Annotated in this window: 19 protein-coding genes; 10 read left to right on the forward strand and 9 right to left on the reverse strand. The window is 67.4% G+C overall.

Features of this window, described 5'->3' with window-relative positions:
• The first annotated feature begins 55 nt into the window (after nucleotides 1–55).
• From ACN27E_RS13460 to ACN27E_RS13485, 6 genes are all read left to right on the forward strand, one after another.
• Nucleotides 56–334, forward strand: a complete 279-nt coding sequence (locus ACN27E_RS13460) for a hypothetical protein (RefSeq protein ID WP_422742038.1) — start codon at nucleotides 56–58, stop codon at nucleotides 332–334.
• A gap of 205 nt (nucleotides 335–539) precedes the next feature.
• Complete coding sequence (locus ACN27E_RS13465; RefSeq protein ID WP_422742040.1) at nucleotides 540–2,228, forward strand: RNase A-like domain-containing protein; 1,689 nt, start codon at nucleotides 540–542, stop codon at nucleotides 2,226–2,228.
• Nucleotides 2,195–2,566, forward strand: a complete 372-nt coding sequence (locus tag ACN27E_RS13470) for a contact-dependent growth inhibition system immunity protein (protein WP_422742042.1) — start codon at nucleotides 2,195–2,197, stop codon at nucleotides 2,564–2,566. The genes ACN27E_RS13465 and ACN27E_RS13470 overlap by 34 nt, the downstream gene beginning before the upstream one ends.
• A 215-nt stretch (nucleotides 2,567–2,781) precedes the next feature.
• Entirely contained in the window at nucleotides 2,782–3,288 is a 507-nt protein-coding gene (locus ACN27E_RS13475) for a hypothetical protein (RefSeq protein WP_422742044.1), read from the forward strand.
• A gap of 225 nt (nucleotides 3,289–3,513) precedes the next feature.
• Nucleotides 3,514–3,846: a contact-dependent growth inhibition system immunity protein gene (locus tag ACN27E_RS13480; protein WP_422742046.1), complete on the forward strand. Its 333-nt coding sequence runs from the start codon at nucleotides 3,514–3,516 to the stop codon at nucleotides 3,844–3,846.
• 736 nt (nucleotides 3,847–4,582) lie between these two features.
• Entirely contained in the window at nucleotides 4,583–6,601 is a 2,019-nt protein-coding gene (locus ACN27E_RS13485) for an MFS transporter (RefSeq protein ID WP_422742048.1), read from the forward strand.
• Between the two features lie 4 nt (nucleotides 6,602–6,605).
• Here the strand turns inward: ACN27E_RS13485 and ACN27E_RS13490 are convergent, their stop codons facing one another.
• From ACN27E_RS13490 to ACN27E_RS13505, 4 genes are all read right to left on the reverse strand, one after another.
• The gene (locus ACN27E_RS13490) at nucleotides 6,606–7,370 is read right to left on the reverse strand and encodes a triose-phosphate isomerase (protein ID WP_422742050.1); all 765 of its coding nucleotides are present in this window, start codon (nucleotides 7,368–7,370) and stop codon (nucleotides 6,606–6,608) included.
• A 14-nt stretch (nucleotides 7,371–7,384) separates the two neighbouring features.
• Entirely contained in the window at nucleotides 7,385–7,843 is a 459-nt protein-coding gene (locus ACN27E_RS13495) for a ribose-5-phosphate isomerase (protein ID WP_422742051.1), read from the reverse strand.
• A gap of 14 nt (nucleotides 7,844–7,857) precedes the next feature.
• Nucleotides 7,858–9,579, reverse strand: coding sequence for an L-erythrulose 1-kinase (lerK, locus tag ACN27E_RS13500; protein WP_422742053.1), 1,722 nt, complete (start codon nucleotides 9,577–9,579; stop codon nucleotides 7,858–7,860).
• A gap of 66 nt (nucleotides 9,580–9,645) precedes the next feature.
• Nucleotides 9,646–10,356, reverse strand: coding sequence for a GntR family transcriptional regulator (locus ACN27E_RS13505; RefSeq protein ID WP_422742055.1), 711 nt, complete (start codon nucleotides 10,354–10,356; stop codon nucleotides 9,646–9,648).
• A 146-nt stretch (nucleotides 10,357–10,502) separates the two neighbouring features.
• On the opposite strand from ACN27E_RS13505, the gene ACN27E_RS13510 reads away from it, so the two are divergent.
• Genes ACN27E_RS13510 through ACN27E_RS13520 form a run of 3 tightly spaced genes read left to right on the forward strand, consistent with a single transcriptional unit; the run spans nucleotide 10,503 to nucleotide 13,830 of the window.
• Nucleotides 10,503–11,423 carry a sugar phosphate isomerase/epimerase family protein gene (locus tag ACN27E_RS13510; RefSeq protein WP_422742057.1) on the forward strand — a complete coding sequence of 307 codons (921 nt, stop codon included), beginning with the start codon at nucleotides 10,503–10,505 and terminating at the stop codon, nucleotides 11,421–11,423.
• Between the two features lie 23 nt (nucleotides 11,424–11,446).
• Complete coding sequence (locus ACN27E_RS13515; RefSeq protein WP_422742058.1) at nucleotides 11,447–12,409, forward strand: 3-hydroxyacyl-CoA dehydrogenase family protein; 963 nt, start codon at nucleotides 11,447–11,449, stop codon at nucleotides 12,407–12,409.
• Nucleotides 12,410–12,432: 23 nt separating this feature from the next.
• The gene (locus tag ACN27E_RS13520) at nucleotides 12,433–13,830 is read left to right on the forward strand and encodes a GntP family permease (RefSeq protein WP_422742060.1); all 1,398 of its coding nucleotides are present in this window, start codon (nucleotides 12,433–12,435) and stop codon (nucleotides 13,828–13,830) included.
• Nucleotides 13,831–13,842: 12 nt separating this feature from the next.
• Here the strand turns inward: ACN27E_RS13520 and ACN27E_RS13525 are convergent, their stop codons facing one another.
• On the reverse strand, nucleotides 13,843–15,645 hold the full coding sequence (locus ACN27E_RS13525) for a hypothetical protein (protein WP_422742061.1): 1,803 nt from the start codon (nucleotides 15,643–15,645) through the stop codon (nucleotides 13,843–13,845).
• Between the two features lie 127 nt (nucleotides 15,646–15,772).
• Between ACN27E_RS13525 and ACN27E_RS13530 the strand changes: the two genes are divergently transcribed.
• Nucleotides 15,773–17,431, forward strand: a complete 1,659-nt coding sequence (locus ACN27E_RS13530; protein WP_422742063.1) for a hypothetical protein — start codon at nucleotides 15,773–15,775, stop codon at nucleotides 17,429–17,431.
• 12 nt (nucleotides 17,432–17,443) lie between these two features.
• On the opposite strand, the gene ACN27E_RS13535 is transcribed toward ACN27E_RS13530, so the two are convergent.
• The 4 genes from ACN27E_RS13535 to ACN27E_RS13550 are packed head-to-tail and all read right to left on the reverse strand — an operon-like array spanning nucleotide 17,444 to nucleotide 21,662.
• Nucleotides 17,444–18,730, reverse strand: coding sequence for a threonine/serine ThrE exporter family protein (locus tag ACN27E_RS13535; protein ID WP_422742064.1), 1,287 nt, complete (start codon nucleotides 18,728–18,730; stop codon nucleotides 17,444–17,446).
• A gap of 24 nt (nucleotides 18,731–18,754) precedes the next feature.
• Nucleotides 18,755–20,137, reverse strand: coding sequence for a WS/DGAT/MGAT family O-acyltransferase (locus ACN27E_RS13540; protein ID WP_422742067.1), 1,383 nt, complete (start codon nucleotides 20,135–20,137; stop codon nucleotides 18,755–18,757).
• A 38-nt stretch (nucleotides 20,138–20,175) separates the two neighbouring features.
• The gene (locus ACN27E_RS13545) at nucleotides 20,176–20,886 is read right to left on the reverse strand and encodes a DsbA family protein (protein ID WP_422742068.1); all 711 of its coding nucleotides are present in this window, start codon (nucleotides 20,884–20,886) and stop codon (nucleotides 20,176–20,178) included.
• Complete coding sequence (locus tag ACN27E_RS13550) at nucleotides 20,883–21,662, reverse strand: maleylpyruvate isomerase family mycothiol-dependent enzyme (protein WP_422742069.1); 780 nt, start codon at nucleotides 21,660–21,662, stop codon at nucleotides 20,883–20,885. Before ACN27E_RS13550 ends, ACN27E_RS13545 begins: the two co-directional genes overlap by 4 nt.
• Between the last annotated feature and the right edge of the window lie 4 nt (nucleotides 21,663–21,666).

Here is a 21,666-nt window from a genome sequence, read left to right on the forward strand (position 1 = left end):
GGGCAAATCGTCCGGTAGCCTCGCCACCAGGGTGTTAGCCACTTGGGGGATCGACATGGCAAACGAACTGGACGTTGATGCTGACGGTCTGCGTAGAGCGGCTGCCAGCAGCAGCGTCGCGGCGGCAGCTCTGGCGGGCGCCGTCCTCGACGGACCTTCCGGCTCGAAACCCAGCAGCGCCGGCGTGGCCGCGGTCAATGCGGCGCTGACCACGGTGCGGGGACGCCAATCGAGCCGAATCACCGGCCAAGCCGACAACATGTTGATCGGCGCAGACCGATACGACACCGCGGACGGAGACGGATCCGACGCCACTAGCGCGGCCTCCGTGTGAGCGCTGCGCCCCCGAGTGCGGAAGGCGCTCTACCCTCCCGCTCGGAGATCGAGGACTGGGACACCTCAGACTTGGGCACCGCCGCGTCGGCCTGGAATCAGGCGGCTACGGCGAGCGAGGATGCGTTCGAGCAGCACCGTCAAAACATCGCCGCACCCGCGGCACCGCCTGGGACGGCGACGCCAAGGACGCCGCCCTCGATCGGGTGACCGCCGACATCGCGGTGGTGCGCGGTCAAAGCGAAACATTGCGGGCAGCCGCTGACATCGCCGCGAACGGCGCCACCGACATCGAGGCAGCCAAGCGCGAAGTGCTCGCCGCAATAGCGGCGGCCGAAAATGACGGCTTCCGTGTCGGCGAGGACCTCTCGGTCACAGACACCCGAGAGGTCGACGTCGTCACCATGTCTGCACGTCAGACCGCGGCGACCGAACATGCTGAAGACATCCGTTGGTATGCCGAGCGTCTCGCCCAGGCTGACGCTCTTGTCGGCGAGCGATTGAAGACGAAAGCCGCCGAGGTAAAGGAAACTCGGTTCGACGGCGAGCGACGTGACGAAGACGGCACCATCCGACTGGTCGACAACAAGACTCCAGGCGACTCGGCCGAGGAGCGTAGGGCAGAGACGGGTGCCGATCGAGCCACGGCCCCAGGTCAGATCGGTCCGTTCCCCGTGCCGAAGGTTGTCGAGGACGCGGCGAACCAGCCTGCAGCGAAGCCCGAGGACAAGCCCCCCGGCATCAGTGATGTCGGGGGCGACCTCGGGGACCTGCTGGGGGCCGAAGATCCTGCGGGCGACGAGCCGGGGAAAACTGGGGACGAGCAGTCCGCTGATCTACCGCCTGCGCTCAGCCAATTGCCGCCGCCTGCTACACCGGCAGCCGTAGAGCAGCAACGCGCGCGAGTCGAGGCTGCGCGCCAAGACCTCGCCGCGGCACAAGCCAAGATGGACGCCGCCGCCGGGGAGAGTTACGTGCGAGGGGCCGGGGCTGGTCCGAGTCGGGCCGAGACCGACTCGTTGAGCCAAGCGGTGTTTGACGCCCGACGTGAGCTCACCGAGCAGACGCACATCCTGGAGAATCTCAACCACGCCGCGGCCGCCGCCGGTGGCCCGACGGGTCCGGTCCCCGCGCTCCCGGAGAACGCCGAAGTCCAGGCGTTCCCACCGGAACCGTCGGGTTTCGCTGAAGGCAGCCGCGCACTCAGCGAAGGCAGCTTTGGCCTAATCCCCGACGTGGCCAAAGACATCGACGTGTTCACCAACTGGGAGGACCATTCCAACGCCGACCGAACCCAAGCCGTCCTCGACGCGGCGGGGATGCTCCCTTTGCCCGGCGCCAAGCTCGCCAGCGAAGGAATCGAGCACGGGGTTGAAATCCTCGGCGGCGCTAGCCGCCATGTCGACGATGTCCCGACGGCTCACGTCGACGAAGTGTCCATCGGCGGCCACAGTCCACCACCGGCCGACGCTCCACCGAACCAGACCGCAGACACGGGGCAGTTCTCGGATTACGGGATCGAAGACACCGGCGCGCTCTTGAACACAAGCGAAGCCGCAGGCGGACACCTCATCGAACGCCACGTCGGCCAGACCTTCGACGACCTCGCTGCGCGTTTGGAGGCCGGCCCCAGACCGGGCGCCGTATCGACATTCACTACAGCGGAGGAGGCGACGACCGCAGTCAACACCGCACTTCTACACAACCAAGCAGCAATCGACACCTGGGTCGCGAATGGAGCTACCGACCGACTGAGGATTTCGGTACCGTTCGACGGCGGGGAGGTGCTTCTTCGCGGTTCTACCGAGACAGTGCCCGGTACCTCTGTCTTAGTCGTCTTAGAAGGGGTCGGAGATGGGCGGTGGATCGTGTTGACGGGATACCCGAAGCCATGAGTGACCGAACCGTGCCGTACGACTTGGAACAGTTCTTCGGCGCCTATTTTCACCAAGATTGGCCTCTCGAGGCCGACGACTGGCAACAAATCGTCGATCGGTACTCGGCGTCATCGACACGAACGCCGCAGCATCTTCGCGCATTGGCTTCGCACATTGACGGCCTTCGCGATCAGAGTAAAAACTCCGACCTCCCGACCATAATGATGGAGATCGGCGGTTTCTACGACCCAAGGCCCGAAATGACGTACTCCGAGTGGTTGATTCATGTCGCCGAGCGTCTACGCCAGAACGCCGCCATGCTCGATGACGAAGGTGCCGGTGGTCCCGAAGGGTGATACGGATACGCCAGATTGTCTATCGACACACTTGTATCAATTCCTAGCCAAAAAATTCAAGACTGAGATTTGGAAGCTGACGGCTGGGCAGTTGGGCGCCCCGGCCCGGCGGCTGATCCGTGTTGACTGTCACCCCATCGGCCGACAACGAAACGTATTCGCGGATGCGCACAATGCGTCATATTTGGCTGACACAGTTCTCTGGGAGTGAGTCGATGAATCTTCGATACGTAGCCGTGGTCGCCGCATTCTGCAGTGTGCTCACCGCGGGTTGTGCTTCGGCGACGGCTCCGAACCCGGAAGGCCGCTCCGATGGTGTTGTTGCCGACGGGACGGCGTTCGCGCCCGTCAACCACACCGACGGTTGCGGTGTGGTGACGTTCCCGGCCACTGGAGACACGGGGGCAGTGTTTGTCACCGGTGGAGCGATGACCTGCGACGAGGCCACGAGTGTCGTCGATCGGTACCTGCACGATCCCGGACTCGTACACGCGGGCAATACGTGGGCTGCGCAGTTCGACGGTTGGGACTGTGCGATGCCTACGGCGACCGCTGCAGAGACCTACGGCTATTCGGCCGCGTGCCGCCGTGCTGATGGAGAGATCCAGGTGCGCCCGGCGGCGGACACCTCATCGAACGCCACGTCGGCCAGACCTACGAGGAGTGTCGTCGCGTCTGGATTCAACTCGGCTGCCGGTCGTCTCGTCATTCACGAACGCTGATGAGGCGGCCGCGGCCGTTGGTAGTGCGCTTCAGAATAACCAAGGCGTGACCAATGATTGGCTATCGAAACGGCGCCGTTCGCAATCTCGTAATCGACGCACCTATTGACGGCGGCACCGTGTTGGCACGTGGCAGCGGGGAAGCGGTGGCATGCACCGGCGTTAAGGTGGTGCTCAAGGCGACGGAAATGGCGGATGGTACGTGTTGACAGGGCTTCCCACACCATGAACGATGGCTCGATCTCGACTGACTTGTACCAATTCTTCGCCGCATACTTCCACCAGGACTGGGATCTGGAGGCAGATGATTGGGAAGGGATCGTCGACAACTACGTGAATGCAGATCCCATCGCCGACCCCCTACGGGCGCTGGCCAAGGAGATTGACCACCTGCGGAACTTCCGCCCAGAACCCGATCTGGCGCGGTTCCTGGTGCACACGGTCGGCGTTTACTACGCGCCGGATCCATTGACCTACAAAGATTGGCTGGGAAAGATGGCGGACCGGTTGCGCCAGCACGCGGCGGCAATAGATTCAGGCCGACCGTCTCGACATTGAACGCTCAATGTATCCCCTCGCGGGAGGAAGCGGCGTTGTCGAAGTTCAGCCCGGCTGGACGCTGACACCAGTATGGGTGAACAACGCGCACTACTACTACCTCATTGCCTTCGAGGAGAACCAACCGTCATCTTCGATGCGGCCGCCCGACGAGCCGGACACAATCTGGTGGTTCGGGCACCCCCGTCACGAGCTGCCACGCAGCCTCGATGAGATCGCCGAAGACAAACGCTATTCGAGCACTCTGAACGTGCCGCTTCGCGGTCTTGACGCACCTCGTCCGCGCGGCGGCGAGCCCTGTCGGTACGGAATCGAACCTAGTCAGGTTCCTTGGCCATGACGACGAGCCTCCGGAAGTTCGGCTTCCGGAGGGTGATCGTCGCGACGCTGGGGACGCGGCGATCTCGGCGCGGGAGGGCTATAGCTACATAGCCTGACCATGCGTCAGTCCTGCCAGTCGAGGGACGCCCCGGTAGTTCGCCGAGCTGCCGCCCGGTAGGCTGAATACGTCGTCGACCAGCAACGATGCTGTGATGGCGTTCACATAGGCGCGAATTGCGCAGCTGCACTGCAGGTTTCCCAAGCAGTTGGCGTTGCGAGGTAGATCTGACCGATCCGCGGGAATGCACCCCGCCCCGAGCGAGTTGGAGTTTCACGTGCTTTCCCCGACCCCGGCGTCCCTCAGGGCGGCCGCCGCCTGCGATTGGCAGCTAACTCACAGGTTCGGTGGGTGCTGATGCGCCAGGGACCACTCGCCGGACGGTATCCGGCCGTGGCCGCCATGGTCACACTCGCCCTGATCCCCTACCTGGCGTTGTCGGCCGCGCTCGACCCGCTCGTGCCGGTCATCACCGAACAGCTCCACATGACCGCCCAGCAGCTGAGCATGGGGTTGGGACTGGGCAACGCCGCCTACGCGGTGGGCACGGTGCTCGCCGTCCAGTTCGCCCAGCACCTCCCGCAGCGCAGGATGCTCGTGCTGTACGCGGTGGTCCTCGTCGTCGGATCCGTCATCGCGGCCGCCGCGCAGAACGCCGGCATGTTCATCACCGGCCACGTGCTGCAGGGCCTGTCCACCAGCATGCTGCTCATCGCCGCTGCGCCCCCGTTGACCATCGGCTTCCCGCGCGACAAGCTGCGCAACACCGCGGTGATCATGAACATGTGCGTGTTCGGTGCGGTCGCGCTCGGCCCCTTCCTCGGCGGTGTGCAGGCCGATGCCCACGCCTGGCGTCCGCTGTTCTGGATCGTGACGGGCGTCGCGTCGCTGGCGCTGCTCCTGGCCGCGCTGACCTTCGACGATGCGCCCCCGGCGGATCGGGACGCTCCGCGCGACATCTATGCGATCGCCCTGGCGGCGGCCGGGTGTACCGCTGCGTTCGTCGGCGCCTCCCAGCTGACCACCCACGGCTTCGGGGACGCCGCGGTCACGGTGCCGATGCTCGGTGGCCTAGCGCTGATCATCGTGCTGATCGTGTATCAGTTCCGGGCGCGTCGTCCCCTGCTCACGATCCGGACGATGCTCACGAGTGCAATCCCGGTCGCCGGCGTCGGCGTCGCGTTGTTCGCCGCAGCGGCATCGGTCGCGGCGACGGCGCTGACGGCGAACGTCTTCCTGGAGTCGTTCAGCCCGGCGCACGTGGGGATGCTGTACCTACCTGAGCTCGGCGGCGCCATTGTGATGGCGGTGGTGTTCGGGTTCGTCATCTCGCGACGGGCCATGCACTACCTCCCCCTGGTCGGCATGGCGCTGCTGGCGGCCGGGATTCTGGTGTTCCTGCTCGCGCTGCCGGCCAACCAACCGTTGGCGCTGCTGGCCTCCGCGCTGACGGGTCTCGCCCTCGGCGCGACCGTGGCACCTGCGCTTTTCGTCGCCGGCTTCTCCCTGGAGTCCAACAGCCTGCAGCGGGTCTTCGCGATCATCGAACTGCTGCGGGCGGTCGCGGCGTTCCTGGTGGCCCCGGTGTTCGCGTACTTCGCCGCCACCGTGTCCGAGGACATCGTCGAGGGCACGACGATCGCCCTGTGGATCGGATTCGGTCTCTCGATCGTCGGTGCGCTGTTCGGCGTCGCGGTGTATGCGCTCAGTGGCGCCCGCCCGCAGCGGCCGGATCTGGACCGCTTCATCGACGGCGACGCCCCGGCCTGGTACTCGCCTCCGCTGTTGGCGCGACTGCGTGGCGGCGTGCCGGCACCGGAGCCCGAGACCGCATCCGCGCCACCGACCCGCGAGACGCCGGCCAGCGCTACCGGCCCCGTGGTGATCGCCTACGACGGAACCGATCTGGCGGCAGCGGCCATCGAGCGGGCCGCTACGCAGCTGGCTCCCGGGCGCGACGCGCTGGTGGTGTGCGTGTGGCAGCCCGTGGACGTCGGGTTCACCCCGACCGACGGTGAGCGCTTCAACGCCGACAAGGCACCCGAGGTTCGGCGGGCGGCGGAGCGAACCGCCGCTCACGGCGCCGAATTGGCTACGAACGCCGGGTTCGTGGCGTCGCACCGCGCCGTCGAGGCGTCGCCGACGTGGAAGGGCATCGTCGAGGCGGCCGACGACCATCGCGCGAGCGTGATCGTGCTCGGCCCGCATCGCCGTGGCGGATTCCTCGGACGCCTCGAGGGCAGCGTGGCCGCAGCGGTGATCGCCCATACGGACACCCCGGTACTCGTTGTCCCGCAGCAGGACTCGCCGAACGGAGCGGTTCGCGAGCCGGCGTACTCGATACCGGCCGGAACAGCAGCGCTCGACGGAGGGTAGCCGCTCAGCCCGCCTTCGGATGCGCCGCGGCCAGCTCCAGCAGTTCCAGATAGCCGGTCAGCTCCCACGCGGCCCGCCCGACGAACAGTCCGTCGACGTGGTCGATGTCCAGTAGCTCCGCGGCGTTGTCTCGGTTCACCGAACCGCCGTACAGCAGTCCCTGAACACGATCGCCGTATTCGCGACCCAGCTCCGCGAACGGCTCGCGAAGTTCCTCGACCGTGGCCGGCCGTCCGTGCTCCCCGATCGCCCAGATCGGCTCGTAGGCGATCAGGACCCGGCGCAGTTCGTCGGCGCTGAGGCTGTCCAGCGCGCCCGCCGCCTGGTCCAGGATGAACTCCGACGACCCGCCGGCATCCTTGACCTCCGCGCTCTCCCCGATGCACAGCAGCGGAAGGAGCCCATGGTTCAGTGCGGCAGCCACTTTGAGTCGGGTTGTCTCCACCGTCTCACCGAAGTGCTCACGCCGCTCGGAGTGCCCGATCTCGACAAGCTGAGCGCCCGCGTCCTTCGCCTGCGGCACCGACACTTCACCGGTCCACGCGCCGTGATCCTGCCAGTGCGCGTTCTGCACCCCGAGCAGCACCGGCGACTCGAGCCCGAGCTCCTCGCGCGTGGCCGCCACCGCTGTGAACGACGGGATCACGAACGGCTGAACCCCTCGAAGACCGTTGCAGCCCAAGTGATCCGACAGTCCACGCGCAAAGCTGCGAGCCTCGGCCAGGCCCTTGTTCATCTTCCAGCTGGTGCCGACCCACAGCAGGCCCATGCCGATCCCCCGCGTCAGTCGCCTTCGTAGGCGCAGATGTCGTTCACCTTCGCCGCCGACGACGACTGCGGATCGAATTCCAGATCCAGCCATTCCTTGACCAGAACCCGGGCAAGTTCGAGGCCGACGACCCGCTCCCCCATGCACAGCACCTGCGCGTTGTTCGACAGCACCGAGCGCTGCACCGAGTAGAGGTCGTGCGCCGTCACGGCACGAATGCCCTTGACCTTGTTCGCCGCAATGGCCACACCCAAACCGGTACCGCAGATGAGCAGGGCCCGGTCGGCCTCGCCGTTGCGGATCTTCTCGGCGGCCGCGATCGCGACGTTCGGGTAGGTGGTGTCGTCGTCGGCGTCGTCGACACCGACGTCCAGCACCGACGACACCCGCTCGTCGGACTCGAGGTCCTTGCGCAGCGCCTTCTTGTAGTTGACTCCGGCGTTGTCGCCGCCGATCACGAGCCGTAAACCCATGACTTACACCCTTCTCATCGATCCGTTGTCAGTTTTTCGCCGAGCGCGTGCATCAGCATCGAGAACGACAGAGCGCCGGGATCGGGGGTTCCTTTGCTCTTCTCTCCGAGTACCCGGGCACGGCCCAATCTCGCGGTGATGTCCGCGGTTTCTTCGGCCGCACCTCGCGCGACCCGCGCCGCGGCGACGATGGCGGGGCCGGCGTCGCTGTCGAATTCATCGGACAGCGCGTCGCGGAAGGGCACCGCGGCATCGACCATCGTCTTGTCGCCCGGTTGGGCGCCGCCGAGACGCAGGATGGCATCGACCCCGGCGGTGAGGGCGTCGATCACCAGGCGGTCGCCGCCGCCGTCGTCGTCGGAGAACACGCCGCCGGCGCTGGTCAACGCCGCACCCCAGAGCGCTCCGGAGGTGCCGCCGGCCGCGTCGGCCCACGCCTGACCGGCCACCAGCAGGGTGGTGCGCGCCCCGGCGCCCCGCTCGACCGCGTCGTCGGCCGCCCGGGCCGCACCGCGCGATCCGAAGGCCATCCCCTGACCATGATCGCCATCCCCGGCGACCGCGTCGAGGCGGCCCAGCTCGGATTCGTGCTCGGCGCACACCCGCTCGAAGGTCTGCAGGACCGCCGCGATCCGCTGTGCGCAGGCGCGGGAATCCTGCGAGGACTCGGGAATCTCGACGTCCGACTCGTCCCAGATTCCGCTACGCGGCTCCCGGTCGACGGCGGGCATCGCCCCGCGGCGATACGCCGGGGTCTCCACCGGTGCACACCACAGCTTTTCGAGTTCCTCGTCGAGGAACACCAGCGTCAGCGACAGGCCGGCCATGTCGAGGCTGGTGACGAACTCACCGACCTCAGGACGGACGGCCGTCAGCCCCTTTTCTTCCAACCGGGCGGCGATGCGGCCGTAGACGACGAACAGTTCTTCGTATTTCACCGTGCCCAGACCGTTGAGAATCACGGCCACCCGCCCGTCGTAGCCGCTCTCGCCGCGCGCAGGCTCCTCGGTCAGCAGTTCGTCGAGCAGCAGATCGGCGATTTCGGACGCGCTGCCGAGGGGATTGTCCCGAATACCCGGCTCCCCGTGGATCCCGAGCCCCACACCCATCTGGCCCTTCTCGACGTGGAACAGGGGTTCCTCGGCACCCGGCAGCGTGCATCCGTCGAACGCGACGCCGAAGGAACGCGTGGCGTCGTTGGCTTTCCACGCCACGCGTTCGGCCTCGTCGAGATCGGCCCCGGCCTCGATGGCCGCGCCTGCGATCTTGAACACCGGGAGGTCGCCGGCCACACCGCGCCGGTCGCGGTGGTTCTCCGGGCTGTTGGACGCGATGTCGTCGCTGACGGTGATGATGCGAACGTCGATGCCTTCGTGACGCAGCTTCTCGGCGGCCAAGCCGAAGTGCAGGACGTCCCCGGCGTAGTTGCCGAAGCCCATGATCACCCCGCCACCGTTCTCGGCGTTCCGCGCGACCGAGTACACCTCGGAGGCCGAGGGTGAGGAGAAGATCTTGCCGCACGGCGCACCGTGTCCCATCCCGGGTCCGACCCATCCGGCGAAGGCCGGGTAGTGCCCGGAACCGCCGCCGATCACCAGCGCCGGCTGACCGGCGGGGGTCTGCGTCGCGCGCGCCACGCCGCCGCGCACCTCGACGAGCAGGTCGGGATGGGCGGCGACGAGGCCGTGGACGGCCTCGGCGGCAAAATCGCTGGATGAATTGAGGAGGTACGTCATTGTTCCGTCCTTTGAGGCGTTGGTGCGGCTAAATCCTATACGATTTCACTGAACTTGTAAGGTGGGTCACGTCGTCCGACCGGGGGTGTCTCCCGTCCGGTCCACCTGGGCATGTTCGGCGAGTGCCCGCTCCTTCACATGCCCGATGTGTGCGTGCATGATGCGGTAGACCTCCGGTCCGAAGCCCCGTTGGAACGCGGCGACGATCTCGCGGTGTTCGGCGATCGCACACTCCGAATCCCGCACACCCACGCCTTTGAACAGGCGGAAGCGCTGGCCGTGTCCACCCAGGGCGTCGTAGGCCCGCAGCAGCGCATCGTTGTCCGCGTACTCGGCGATCAACCGGTGGAAGCGTTCGTCGGCACGGTGATACTTGCCGATGGCGGCGGCATCGGCGGTGTGCGGCGCCCGCTCCTGCTCCTCGATCGCTCCGTCGAGCGCCTCGACCAGCTGCGGATCAACTCGCGCACAGGCCATCTCCGCGAGACGGGGCTCGATGAGCAGGCGAGCGTCCATGATGTCGGCGATCTCTTTGGCGTTCGGCAGTTCGGGCACCCGGTAGCCGCGCATGGCCACCCGGATGACATTGCCGGTGGATTCCAGGCGAGCCAGCGCCTCGCGGACGGGTGTGGGCGAGACACCGAGGTGGCGAGCCGTCCCGTCGATACTGATCGGGTCGCCGGAGTTCAGCGTGCCGTCGAGGAGGAGCTCCATCAGGCGCTCGTAGACCTGATCCACGAGCGTGCTGCGCAACGGCGCCGGGTTCTCGGCTCCCATTGGCGGCCCTCCCACCCCCGTCGGCATCGCGGTACGCGCCGATCCAAAGACAGAAATCGTAACCCGTCGTTGACTTCGAGTGGTGTCAGTCCTATATCCTATGTGATTTAGAGGCTTTGTGACTCAGACCACTCTGGAGGTCGTGGATGTATTCAGCTCACACCTGGCCGATTGCCGCCAATATGCTGGGGTTCGGCAATCGCGCACCCGACGGGGGGCACATCAAGGACGCGCCGGCCGCGGTGTGGGCCAGCCATCTGCGCCAGGTTCGCGAGCTGGGCTTCGACTACATCGACCCGACCGACGCATGGGTGCCCTTGGCAGCGTTGTCCGACCAGCGTGTCGAGGAGTTTCGTACCGTACTGGGCGACGAGGGTCTGGCGATCTCGTCCATCTCCATGACCCGCAGCTCCGTCGTCGACGTGGCCGACGGTGAGCAGAACCTCGCCGACGCCCACCGCCTGATCGATCTGGCGCCGTCGTTCGGCGCCACCATCGTCAACACCGGCTTCATGCAGGCGGTCACCAAGGAGCAGAGCGAACAGATCTGGTTCTGGTTGGTCGAAGGCCACGTCGACGATCCCGCCCTGCGGGACCTCGCGGTGATGCGCATCCGCGAACTCGGCGACCATGCCCGAGACAACGGCCTCCAGATCAGCCTCGAAATGTACGAGGACACCTTCATCGGCACACCCGACGACGCGGTCAGCTTCCTCGGCGACGTCGACCACGAAGCGGTAGGCCTCAACCCCGATCTCGGTAATCTCATCCGCCTGCACCGGCCGATGCCGCATTTCGCCGAGATGCACGCCAAAGTCCTGCCGTACGCGAACTTCTGGCACATCAAGAACTATTCGCGCGACTACGACCCGGCAACCGGCGCCTACTCCTCCGCCCCGTTGCCGCTCAAGCACGGATACATCAACTACCGCCAGATGATTCGGCTCGCGCTGGAAGTCGGCTACACCGGCCCGTTCTGCTGTGAACACTACGGCTCCGACTCGCTGGGCGTGTGCGCCGAGAACCGCGAGTACATCCAACAGGTCCTCACCTCCGCCCTCGCCTGACCGTCAACCCCGAAGGACATCGCATGCGCAAGATCAACTCCGTCACTGTCGTCGGCGCCGGCTACATGGGTGGCGGAATCGCTCAGGCGTTGGCGCTCAACGGCTTCAAGGTCACGATCGCCGACGTCAACGCCGACGCCACCCGCGACGCCCTGGTGCGCCTGGAGAAGGAGGCCAGGGAGTTCGAGGAGCAGGGACTCTTCCCCGAGGGCAGCGCGGACACCATCATGGGCAACCTCACCGCCGGAGAGAGCCTCGACGACGCCGTCGCCGACGTCGACTATGTGATGGAAGCCGTCTTCGAAGACCCCGACGTGAAAAAGGAAGTGCTGGCGCGGATCTGCGCGAGCGCCCGGCCCGACACGATCATCGGCACCAACACCTCCACCATCCCGGTCAAGGTGCTCGTCGAAGCGGTCACCAACCCCGAGCGCTTCCTCACCGTGCACTTCTCCAACCCCGCACCGTTCATTCCGGGCGTGGAGCTCGTCGCCGGTGAGGCCACGACCCAGGAGGTCATCGACACGGTCAAGGACCTCCTCGCCCGCGCCGGGCGGGAGGGCGCGCAGGTTGCCGACACTCCAGGTATGGCCCTGAACCGCCTGCAGTACGCACTGCTCAAGGAGGCGACCCTGATCGTGGAGCAGGGCGTGGCCACGAAGGAGGACGTCGACACGATCGTGCGGACCACATTCGGCTTCCGGCTCGGATTCTTCGGTCCGTTCGCGATCGCCGACCAAGCCGGGCTGGATGTGTACGTCAAGGGCTTCCGCACCCTGGAAAGCGAGTTCGGGGAGCGGATGGCCACTCCCGAACTGCTCACCGAGAACGTCGACGCGGGCCGCCACGGCACCAAGAACGGCAAGGGCTGGACCGGCGATTTCGACGATGCCACCAAGGCCGAGCTCATCGCCTACCGCAACAAGGCCTACTCCCGAATGGGCGATCTGCTCCGCGAGCTCGGCCCGGCACCCAAAGGCGCCTGACTCCCCAACCGGAAGGTAAGCCCATGGACGAAGTAGTCCTCGCGGAGCGGCCCGCCGCCCTGCTCGTCGTCATCGCCCTCGTCGCGATCGCGGTGCTGCTATTCCTGATCATCAAGGTCAGGCTGCACGCCTTCTTCTCGCTCATCGTGGTCAGCGTGCTGACCGGGCTGGCCGCCGGGATCAGCATCGGCGACGTCGTCAGCGTGGTCATCGACGGCTTCAGTTCCACGGTCGGAGCGGTGGCATTACTCGTCGGATTCGGCGCGGTGCTCGGGCGGCTCGTCGAAATGACCGGCGGCGCACAGGTTCTCGCGGACAAGATGCTGGACCGGTTCGGCGAGGACAGAGCCCCCCTGGCGCTGGCGGTGGCGTCGCTGTTCTACGCGTTCCCGATCTTCCTGGACGCCGGGTTCATCGTCATGCTGCCCATCATCTACACCGTCGCCCGCCGTTTGGGCGGCTCGTTCATGCTCTACGTGTTGCCCTCGATCGGCGCGTTCCTGATGATGCACGCCCTGACGCCTCCACACCCCGGCCCGACCGCCGCGGCGACCGTGATGGGCGCCGACGTCGGCATGGTGGTCGTCGTGGCACTGCTCGTCGGCCTGCCGACGTGGTATCTGGCCGGCTACCGCCTCAGCCTGATCATCGCCAAGCGCTATCCCGACATGCCCGTGCCGACGCTGCTCGGTGAGCCCAAGGACTATCCCGAAGACGAGCGTCCGGGCTTCTGGACCGTCATCTTCGTCCTGGTGTTGCCGCTGCTGTTGATCTTCTTCAACACGATCTTCTCCACGCTCGAAGCCGACGGCGCGGTCGACGAGGACAACATCGCCTTCCAGCTGTCCCGGCTGATCGGCACCACCTCGATGGCGTTGCTGATCACCGTTCTGCTGGCCATGGTGGTGCTCTACGTCATCCCGCGCCGAGGCCGCGAACCGGTCGGATCCTTGCTCGAGAAGCTCGTCGACGACGCGTTGGCGCCCGTGTGCTCCATCATCCTGATCACCGGGGCTGGTGGCGCTTTCGGAAGGATCCTCACCGAGACCGGTATCGGTCAGACCCTGGCCGACGGCCTGGACGCCATCGGGTTGCCGGTCATGCTGGCCGGGTTCCTGATCGCCATCATCTTCCGGGTGGCACAGGGGTCGGCCACGGTCGCAGCGACCACCGCCGGCTCGATCATGGCGCCCGCGGTGACGTCGATGAATCTGGGGGCGATAGCGCTCGCGGCGGTGGTCGTCGGCATCACCGCCGGCTCCATCACCTTCTCGCACGTCAACGATTCCGGGTTCTGGCTCATCGGGCGCTTCTGCGGATTCGACACCGTCACCACCCTGAAGACCTGGACAGTGATCGCCACCGCCATCGGCTTCCTGGCCTTCGCGCTGGCATCGGTGGTCTACGTCATCGCCAGCTAGGGCGTCCGCCGCCTACGGGGACAGCGGCACCGTGGTCACCGGCACCTCGAAACCGCCCTCGCCACCGCTGGACGGCACCTCCGGCACCACGGGCTCGGGAGCGACCGTTTCCGGCGCCGTGTATGCGGGTTCCGCCGGCGGTGTGTAGGCGGGTTCCTGCGTCACCGGCTCCTCCGGTTCGGGCGCCACAGTGGGAGCGGTCGTGGTCACCGGCCGCGGTGTGCTGGTCGGGACGGTGCTGGTCGGCTCGACCGTCGTGGTCGGGACCGTGGTGGTCGGCTCGACCGTCGTGGTGGTCGTCGGCGGCGGTGTGGTCGTAGGTGTCGTCGTCCGAGTTGTCGTAGGTGTCGAGGTGGTGGTCGACGGTGTCGTGGTCGGAGTCGACGGCGTCGTGGTTGGAGTTGTGGTCGAGGGCGTCGTCGTTGGAGTCGTCGTGGTCGAGGGCGTCGTCGGCGTCACCGGGGTGGTCACCGTCGTGGTGAACGTAGGGATCGTCGGGAACGGATTGAAGGTCGGGAACGGCGCGGTCGGCAGCGCCGGGACCGGGACGACCGGAACTCCCGGCACGGGCACCACCGGCACCGCGGGCGCGGGCGCGGGTAGCTGCACCGGCGGCGGCACCACCGGGTTCGGCCCGCGGTTCACCGGAACGTTGACCGCGGGAGCCGCCGGCGGGGGCGAGACCACCGCGACCGGCAGCGCCACCGGATCCGGTGCATGCGGCACCTCCGGCAGGAACCGCCCCGGCACAGTTTGCGGCTGCAGGGCCGGCGCCGGCTGCGCCGCCACGTCGGCCACCGGCCGGATGGTCACCGCCACCGACACCGCCAGCGTCGCGAAAGCGGCCACCACGAATGCGAAGGCACTGCCCATCAACACCGTCTTCGGCGGCGGCGGCGCGATCGTCGCCGTATAAGCCTGCTCGTCCTCGAGCTCCGGGACGAACTCCTCGAGCGACTCGAACGGCAGCTCGTAGGGCTCGGGCTCCTCCTGCGAATACGCCAGCTGCGGGCCCACCGCCGCCGGATCGGTCGACGGTGACATCTGCGTCGAATCCGCCGCGACCGGCGCCATCTGCGTCGAATCCGCCGCGACCGACGCCATCTGCGTCGCGTCCATCGCGGCCGGCGCCATCTGCGTCGCATCCGTCGCGGCCGCGGGCGCCATCATCGTCGCCGCGCCGGCCGGGAATCCCGCCGCGGAGGCGGTCTGCGCGGCGCCGCGCGCGATCGCGTATCCGGCATCGGGCGGCAGTACCAGCGGTGCGGTCGAACTCAGTTCAGCAGCAATCGAATCGAGATCCAACCGCTGGCCGACCAGCGCGATCCGCGACGTGTCAGCACCGGGCAGCGACTGCAGCACCTGGGCACTCGCGGCCGCGGCACCGGCCGCACCTATCGGCATCGACGCCAGCACCGACGTCGATTCCGGGTCGTCGCCGACCCGCGTCAGCGATACCGTGTTGTCCCCGGCGAGCAGGAGCGCGGCATCGGCGCCGACAGTGCGCGCCACGGCGGTGGCCGCCTCGGCTTCGGCGACCACCTCGACGTTCTCGACACCCGCGCCGAGCACGGTGTGACGCAGGGTCTCGGCCTGCGACGCGTCGGCCGAACACAGCCGGATCGCGGCCACCCGGTTGCCGGTCTCGGCGACCTCGCGATAGGTGCCCACGATGGTGTCGGCCAGGTCGGTCATCGCGCCGTCGGACAGGTCCAGCGCGTACTGGTCGAGGAGCTGACCACCCGACGCCGGCGAACCGATCATCGCCAGGCGCGCCACGCGCCCGCTGACCGCCACACCGAGGACCACGTCCACCGAAACCACTCCTCCGCCCTCGCCGAACGACCCCAAGCTACCCGGTCCCCTGCTTGTCACCAGAGGTGAAAATGAGCACGCTGAGGTGTCGACACCTTCCGGTGTCGTCTAACGGAAGGATCGTCCCGTGAGCGACCAGCGTTACGACGCGGCACCGACCGCCGCGGCCGGCCGGGCATCCGGAGCGGGCTACGTCCCCCGCCGGGCGAACCTGGTCCGCGACGCGTTCGCCGTCGTGCTGCTGGTGCTCGGGCTGCTGGTGCCGTGGAATCTCGACTTCGGTCTCGGCGCATTCGGCAGCCCGGGCTGGGTGTGGGTGATCGTGGTCGCCGTGACGCTGCTGGCGCTCAGCGCCGTGGTGGACGGCTACGTCGGCCCGCTCCGGCTGACCAACCCCGGCCTCGACATCCGGGTACTGAGCCGCGTCCGGTCGGTGGTCTGCCTGCCCTACATCGTGACGGCGGGTGCGTTCGTCGTCCACCACCTCGCCGAAACCGTGCGCGACGGCGGCACCGGACTGGTACCGCCCGGCGTCGGGCCAGGCCTGGTCGTCGGACTCGCCGGAGCGCTACTGGCCGCTCAACCCCCCATCACCAGCGTCACGGTCGAGGGCAATCGGTTCCGGCGCTGGTATGCGATGGCGCGACTGCTGGGTGCGCTGTCGATCGCGCTCGCCACGATTGCAGTCGCCTGGAACCTGTACTGGCGCTTGCGGTATCTGTTCGTCACCGACACGGCATTCGGCGGCGGGGACATCGCGGTCATCGTCACCACCGTGCTCTACGGCGCGGTCGCGCTGACCGCGGTGGTCATCGCCTCGCGCTGGCTGCTCGAGAAGTCCGCCGCCGCCCGGCTGGCAGTCACCGCGCTCGGCGGATCCGCCGCAGCGGCAAGCACGTTGGTATGGGTCCTACCGGTCGGCCGCGACATCGACGCCTTCCACGGGATCGCGCAGAACACCTCGACTGCGGCCGTGGGCTATGAGGGGTATCTGTTCTGGGCTGCCGCCGCCGCGCTCGTCGCCCCGACCACCCTGTATGCCGTCTTTCAGATCCAGCCGCCGACGCTGGGCGCCTACCGGTCCGCCGCCCAGAAGTGTCTGACGCTCATCGCGTTCTGGGCGTTCGCAGCAGCGGTGTGCCGCGTCATCGACTACGTCATCGCGCTGTCGCTGGATCTGTCGCGGGCGCTGTACGACACCGTGGCGATGACGGTCTTCAACGTGATCACCGCGGTCATCGCGAGGTGGCTGCATCGCCAACTCGGCCGGGGTGACGCCTCCGCGAGCGTCATCGCGGCGTTCAGTGCGGCGCTGACCGCTTTCACCGTCGCCAATCTGGCCATCGGCGTGGCGCTGGCCCCGCGCTACGCCGAACCCTCCCCGGACGCGGTCTACGGCAACAACCTCGCCCAGCAGATCACCAGCACATTCGACGTCACCGTCTGCCTGGTGAGCCTGACCGTGCTGGTGGCGATGCTGTTCACCGGCCCGCTGGCCGGGCTCGTGGCCCGTCGGCGCGAGGCTCGCAACGCCGTGACACCCGAGCCGGAACCGGCCACCGCACTGGTGCCGCCCGCGGTCCAGCCGATGCCGAAGATCGTTCGGCGCCCGGCGGATCCGACGACGGTGCTGCCGGCGCACCCGACGACGGTGCTGCCGGCGGATCCGACGACGGTGCTACCGGCGCCCCCGACCGAGCAGATCGCCGCCCCGACGACGGCGTTGCGGATTCAGCGCCGCGAGCCGCCGACGCAGCACCTCAGGCCGGGTGACGACGCGCCATAGCCTGAACGTCCACTACCGGGTCGTGCGGCCGCGGATGGTCATGAACACACTCCACCCGATGAGAGTGCCCAGGGCGATGGAGAAGATCGCGGCCACCGTCGTTCCCAGCGTCATCAGGTCGTTGCCCTGTCCGACCACCGCACCGCCGAGCGACTCGAAGCTCAGCGCGCCCGGCACCAGCGACCAGAACGCCGCCAGCAACATCACGATCGCCGGCGGCGACGTCTTCACCCGCGTTGCCAGCATCGCGAACGGCACCACCACGAAGGCGCCGACCGCCCCCGCATGTGTCGGCGACAGGAACAGTCCGCCCACCTGCTGGCCGATCAGCGCCACCCCGACGGCGAGCATCAGCCACAGCAGCGAACCTCTGGGCGCCGACAGATAGAAGTAGATGCCGACCGCGATCACCACGATCGCCAAGTAGAGCGACCACGAACCCATCTTTGCCGACGGAGGTTCCGGTGTGAGCCGCCCCGCGATATGCATGCCGAGCGCCAATCCGAAAACCAACAACGCCAATTGGGTGACACCGTAGATCAGCCGGGTGGCCCCGCTGATCACCTGGGCGCTGGCGAGTTCCATTGCCGCGATGGTCAGCGACAGGCCGGGTAGCAGCGCGACCAACGGCGGGCTGATCACCCTCAGCAAACCGTCGTTGGCCGCGTCGGCGACGAACCACGTCGCCAAGATCGTGACCACCGTCGCGGCCAGTGTCGGCAGCACGGCCGCCAGCGTCGGGAACGGCCGGCCCAGCAACGAGATCACGCCGACGACGAACCCGAGGAACACATAACCCCACAGCGACGCCCACGTCGGGTTGATCACCATGCCGAAACCCACGGTGGTGATCACGTAACCCACCACCGTGGTCACCGGCCCGAACCGGGACGGCATCGACCGCGCCAACGCGGCCTCGCGCGCGGCCTCGGCGGGGTCGATGGCCCCGACCTCGGCCAGTTCGGCGATGGCGTCGACGCGACCCGCGAGATCGAGCTGTGTGGTGGGCTTCTGCACGGTCTCCACCTCGTAGGCGACGTAGCCGACCTGCACGACCAGCGCCGTGGGCAGCACGACGATCCGCACCGTCTCGTCGGTGTACGCAGCGGCGATGGCCGACAGGCGAGCTTGGACCATCTGCGCCGGCTGCGAGCATTCGATCAGCGCGATGCCCAGCTCGCGCAGCATCGCCGCAACCTGGGTGTCGTCGTGGATCCGGCCGTCGTCCGGCGCCGCCGGCACCTGCTTGCGGATGCCTGCCAGGAGCCGGCGCAACCGGTGCGGACGCGAGTCAGTCATGTCCCGATTGTGCGCTGCTGTGCGTCAGCGGCCGACCAACTCGTGCAGCTCCACCTCGAACCGGTCCCCCAGATCCCACAGATCGTCCACCAGCTGCGGGCACGAGATGATCCCCACGTTGAGCTTGTCGCCCAGCGACATCACGGTGATGTTCAGACCCGATCCGTGAAAGATCGGCCCGAGCGGATACAACGCCGTCACCTGCGCGCCGCAGCTGTACAGCGTCTCCTGGGGACCCGCCACATTCGAGATGACGACGTTGTGAATCGCCGTGTTCGACAACGGTGTTCGCGACAGCACGCCCATCAGTGCGCTGAACATGGTCCGCGAGATGCTCTGGGCGAGATCCACCAGCAGCGTCGGCCCCAGCGAGCCGCTGTGTTCCTTCGATTTCACGTTCGACGCACCGATCGTCCGCAGCCGCTCCAGCGGATCCTCGATGTCGGTGTGCAGATTGCAGAACATGCCCGACAGCTGATTGCGGCCCGGGCGGTCGGTCATCCCGTGTACCGACGCTGGCACCACCGCGATCAGCGGCTTGTCCGGCAGTTCGGACCGTTCGTCGAGGAAGCCGCGCAGCGCCCCCGCGCACAGCGCCATCACCACGTCGTTGACCTTGATGTCGAACCGGTTCTTCACCTTCTTGACGGCGTCGAGGTCCAGTTGGACCAGCGCGATGTTCCGCGACGATGTCAGCTGAGCGTTGAACCGCGTCTTCGGCGCCGAGAACGGCGCAGCCATCGCCGTACCCTTCACCGCCCGGCCGACCGTCTCGGTCACCAGCGACGTCGCCACCGGGATCACCCTGGTCAGCTGCCACGGCCGGACCAGGGTCCGGAGCAGGCCATCGGCCGCGATCGCCCACGCCGGCGCGTCTCCGGGCCCCTCGACCGGATCGGGAACCGGCACGTCGATGTCGGTGTCCAACAGCTTGTCCAGCAGGCCGGCCGCCGACACCCCGTCCACGGCCGCGTGGTGCACCTTGAGCATCACCGCCATCGCGCCGCCGTCCGATGCCGCCGAACCGCCCACACCCTCGATGATCCACATCTCCCAGAGCGGCTTGCTCCGGTCCAACGGGACCGACGCGATGCGGCCGCACACCTCGGCCAGTTCTTCGCGCCCGCCCGGGGCCGGGAGCCCGATCCGATTCAGATGCCGCGACAGGTCGAAGTCCTTGTCCTCCACCCACACCGGATGATCGACGTTGAAGTCGCTGTCGGCGATTTTGGCCCGGAACTCCGGAAGCGCCGGTATCCGCGCCGCGAGGTCGTCGCGGAAACGCTCGAAGCTGTAGCCGCCCGGCATCGTCGAGGTGTCCATCTCGAGGATCGAACACACGTGAATCGGCACCGTCGACGATTCGCTGTACAGCAGACCTGCGTCCAGGCCACTCAACCGCTCCATCCGCCTCCGGTACCCCGGCAGGCGCTGCTGTCAAACCGTCAGCGTGGCGGCTCGAAGCTGATCACCTCACCGCGGTTGATCGACACCCAATCCCTGGCCTCCAGATACGGCCGCAACGTCTCGGTGATCGCCGCCCCGTCGGCCGCGGTCTTGGGCCGCTGGAGTTCGTACAGATGCGGGAACTCCGTCCACGCGGTGACCGCATCCCACAACCGCACCGCCGCCGCACCGGTGGGCGGATCGATCAGCACCGGCCCGAACAGGCACTGACCGTCGGGGAAGAACAGCGTCGGCACCCCGTAGCCGCCCGCGTCGACCACCCGCCGGTGGTCGGCCAGCACCTCGTCGCCCGTCGTCGAGTCGGCGATCGCCTCGTCGACCAGTGCCGGGTCCAGGCCCAGTTCGCCGAGCAGATGCCGGGCGACCGCTCGCTCGTGCGGTTTGTGCCCCTCCACGTGCAACGCGCGGCCGGCCCGCTCGTACCAGGCGTCGACGTCGGCCATGGATCGGCGGCGCAGAAGCGCACCGATGCGCATCATCGACCACCCGTAGGACCACTCCCGCTCCCACGGATGCTTTTTGCCCTGCTGGCGATTGATCTCCTCGAGGCTGAAGAACCGCCAGTTCACCGCCAGGCCGGTCAGGTCGCGCACCTCGCGGATCCACCGCGAGGTCTGGTACGCGAACGGACACATCACGTCGAAGTGGAAGTCCACATACTCGGGGCGGTACTCGGGGTGCCCGGTCACATCGTGAACCTCAGGTTGCGGGCGGCGCGGTCTCCGAGTTCGCCATCGCCGGTCCAGCGGATCGCGCCGGCGTCGATCTGCACCTGCGGGTCGATACGGCCGCAGGCGAGCTGGATGAACGTCGTGGAATCGGTGGTGACGGTGACGTCGGGCTGGTCGAGATGGTCGACCTGCCTGGCCCGCCCCTCGACCGCAACGTGGATCTGACGCGCGAGCGGACCGGTCAGATCGAACGTGAGGCTCTTGCCGTCGGGCAGGCCGACCTTTTTGCCCACGATGTAGCCGATCGAATTCTGCACCTCGGCCAGCGCGAGCTCGGCGGTGATACCGCCGTCGTCAGTCTTGCGGCCCAGCGGGGTGGCGATGTCACGCTCGTGGACCCAGAAGTCGAAGACCCGGATCGCCATGAATCGGCCGTAGGTGCCGGGTCCGACGGGCATCCATGACGGGCGGGCGAGGTCGGCCTCGGTCAGTGCGGCGAGATCACGGCGTCGCCGGTCGAAGATGCCCCGGACCTTCTGGACATACGGGCTGTCGTCGGCCAGGAAGGCACCGGCCTTCTCGAAGGGCGGTGGCGTGGTGTCGTCGTCGGGCAGCCAGCCGGCCAGGACGGCCTCGACGCTGGTGACGTGATCGACGACGCCGCGGACGGTCCACTCCGGGCAGAGCGATGGCACATTCCAGTCCTCGTCGCTCAGGTCCGCGCACAACGCATCGAAGGTGTCGTAACAATGCTCGAGAGCGGTGCGGATCTCGTGCAGGCTTCGGGTCTTCACGCAA

The sequence above is a fragment of the Mycobacterium sp. WMMD1722 genome (genome assembly GCF_049315205.1).
In the GTDB taxonomy this organism is placed as follows: Bacteria; Actinomycetota; Actinomycetes; order Mycobacteriales; family Mycobacteriaceae; genus Mycobacterium.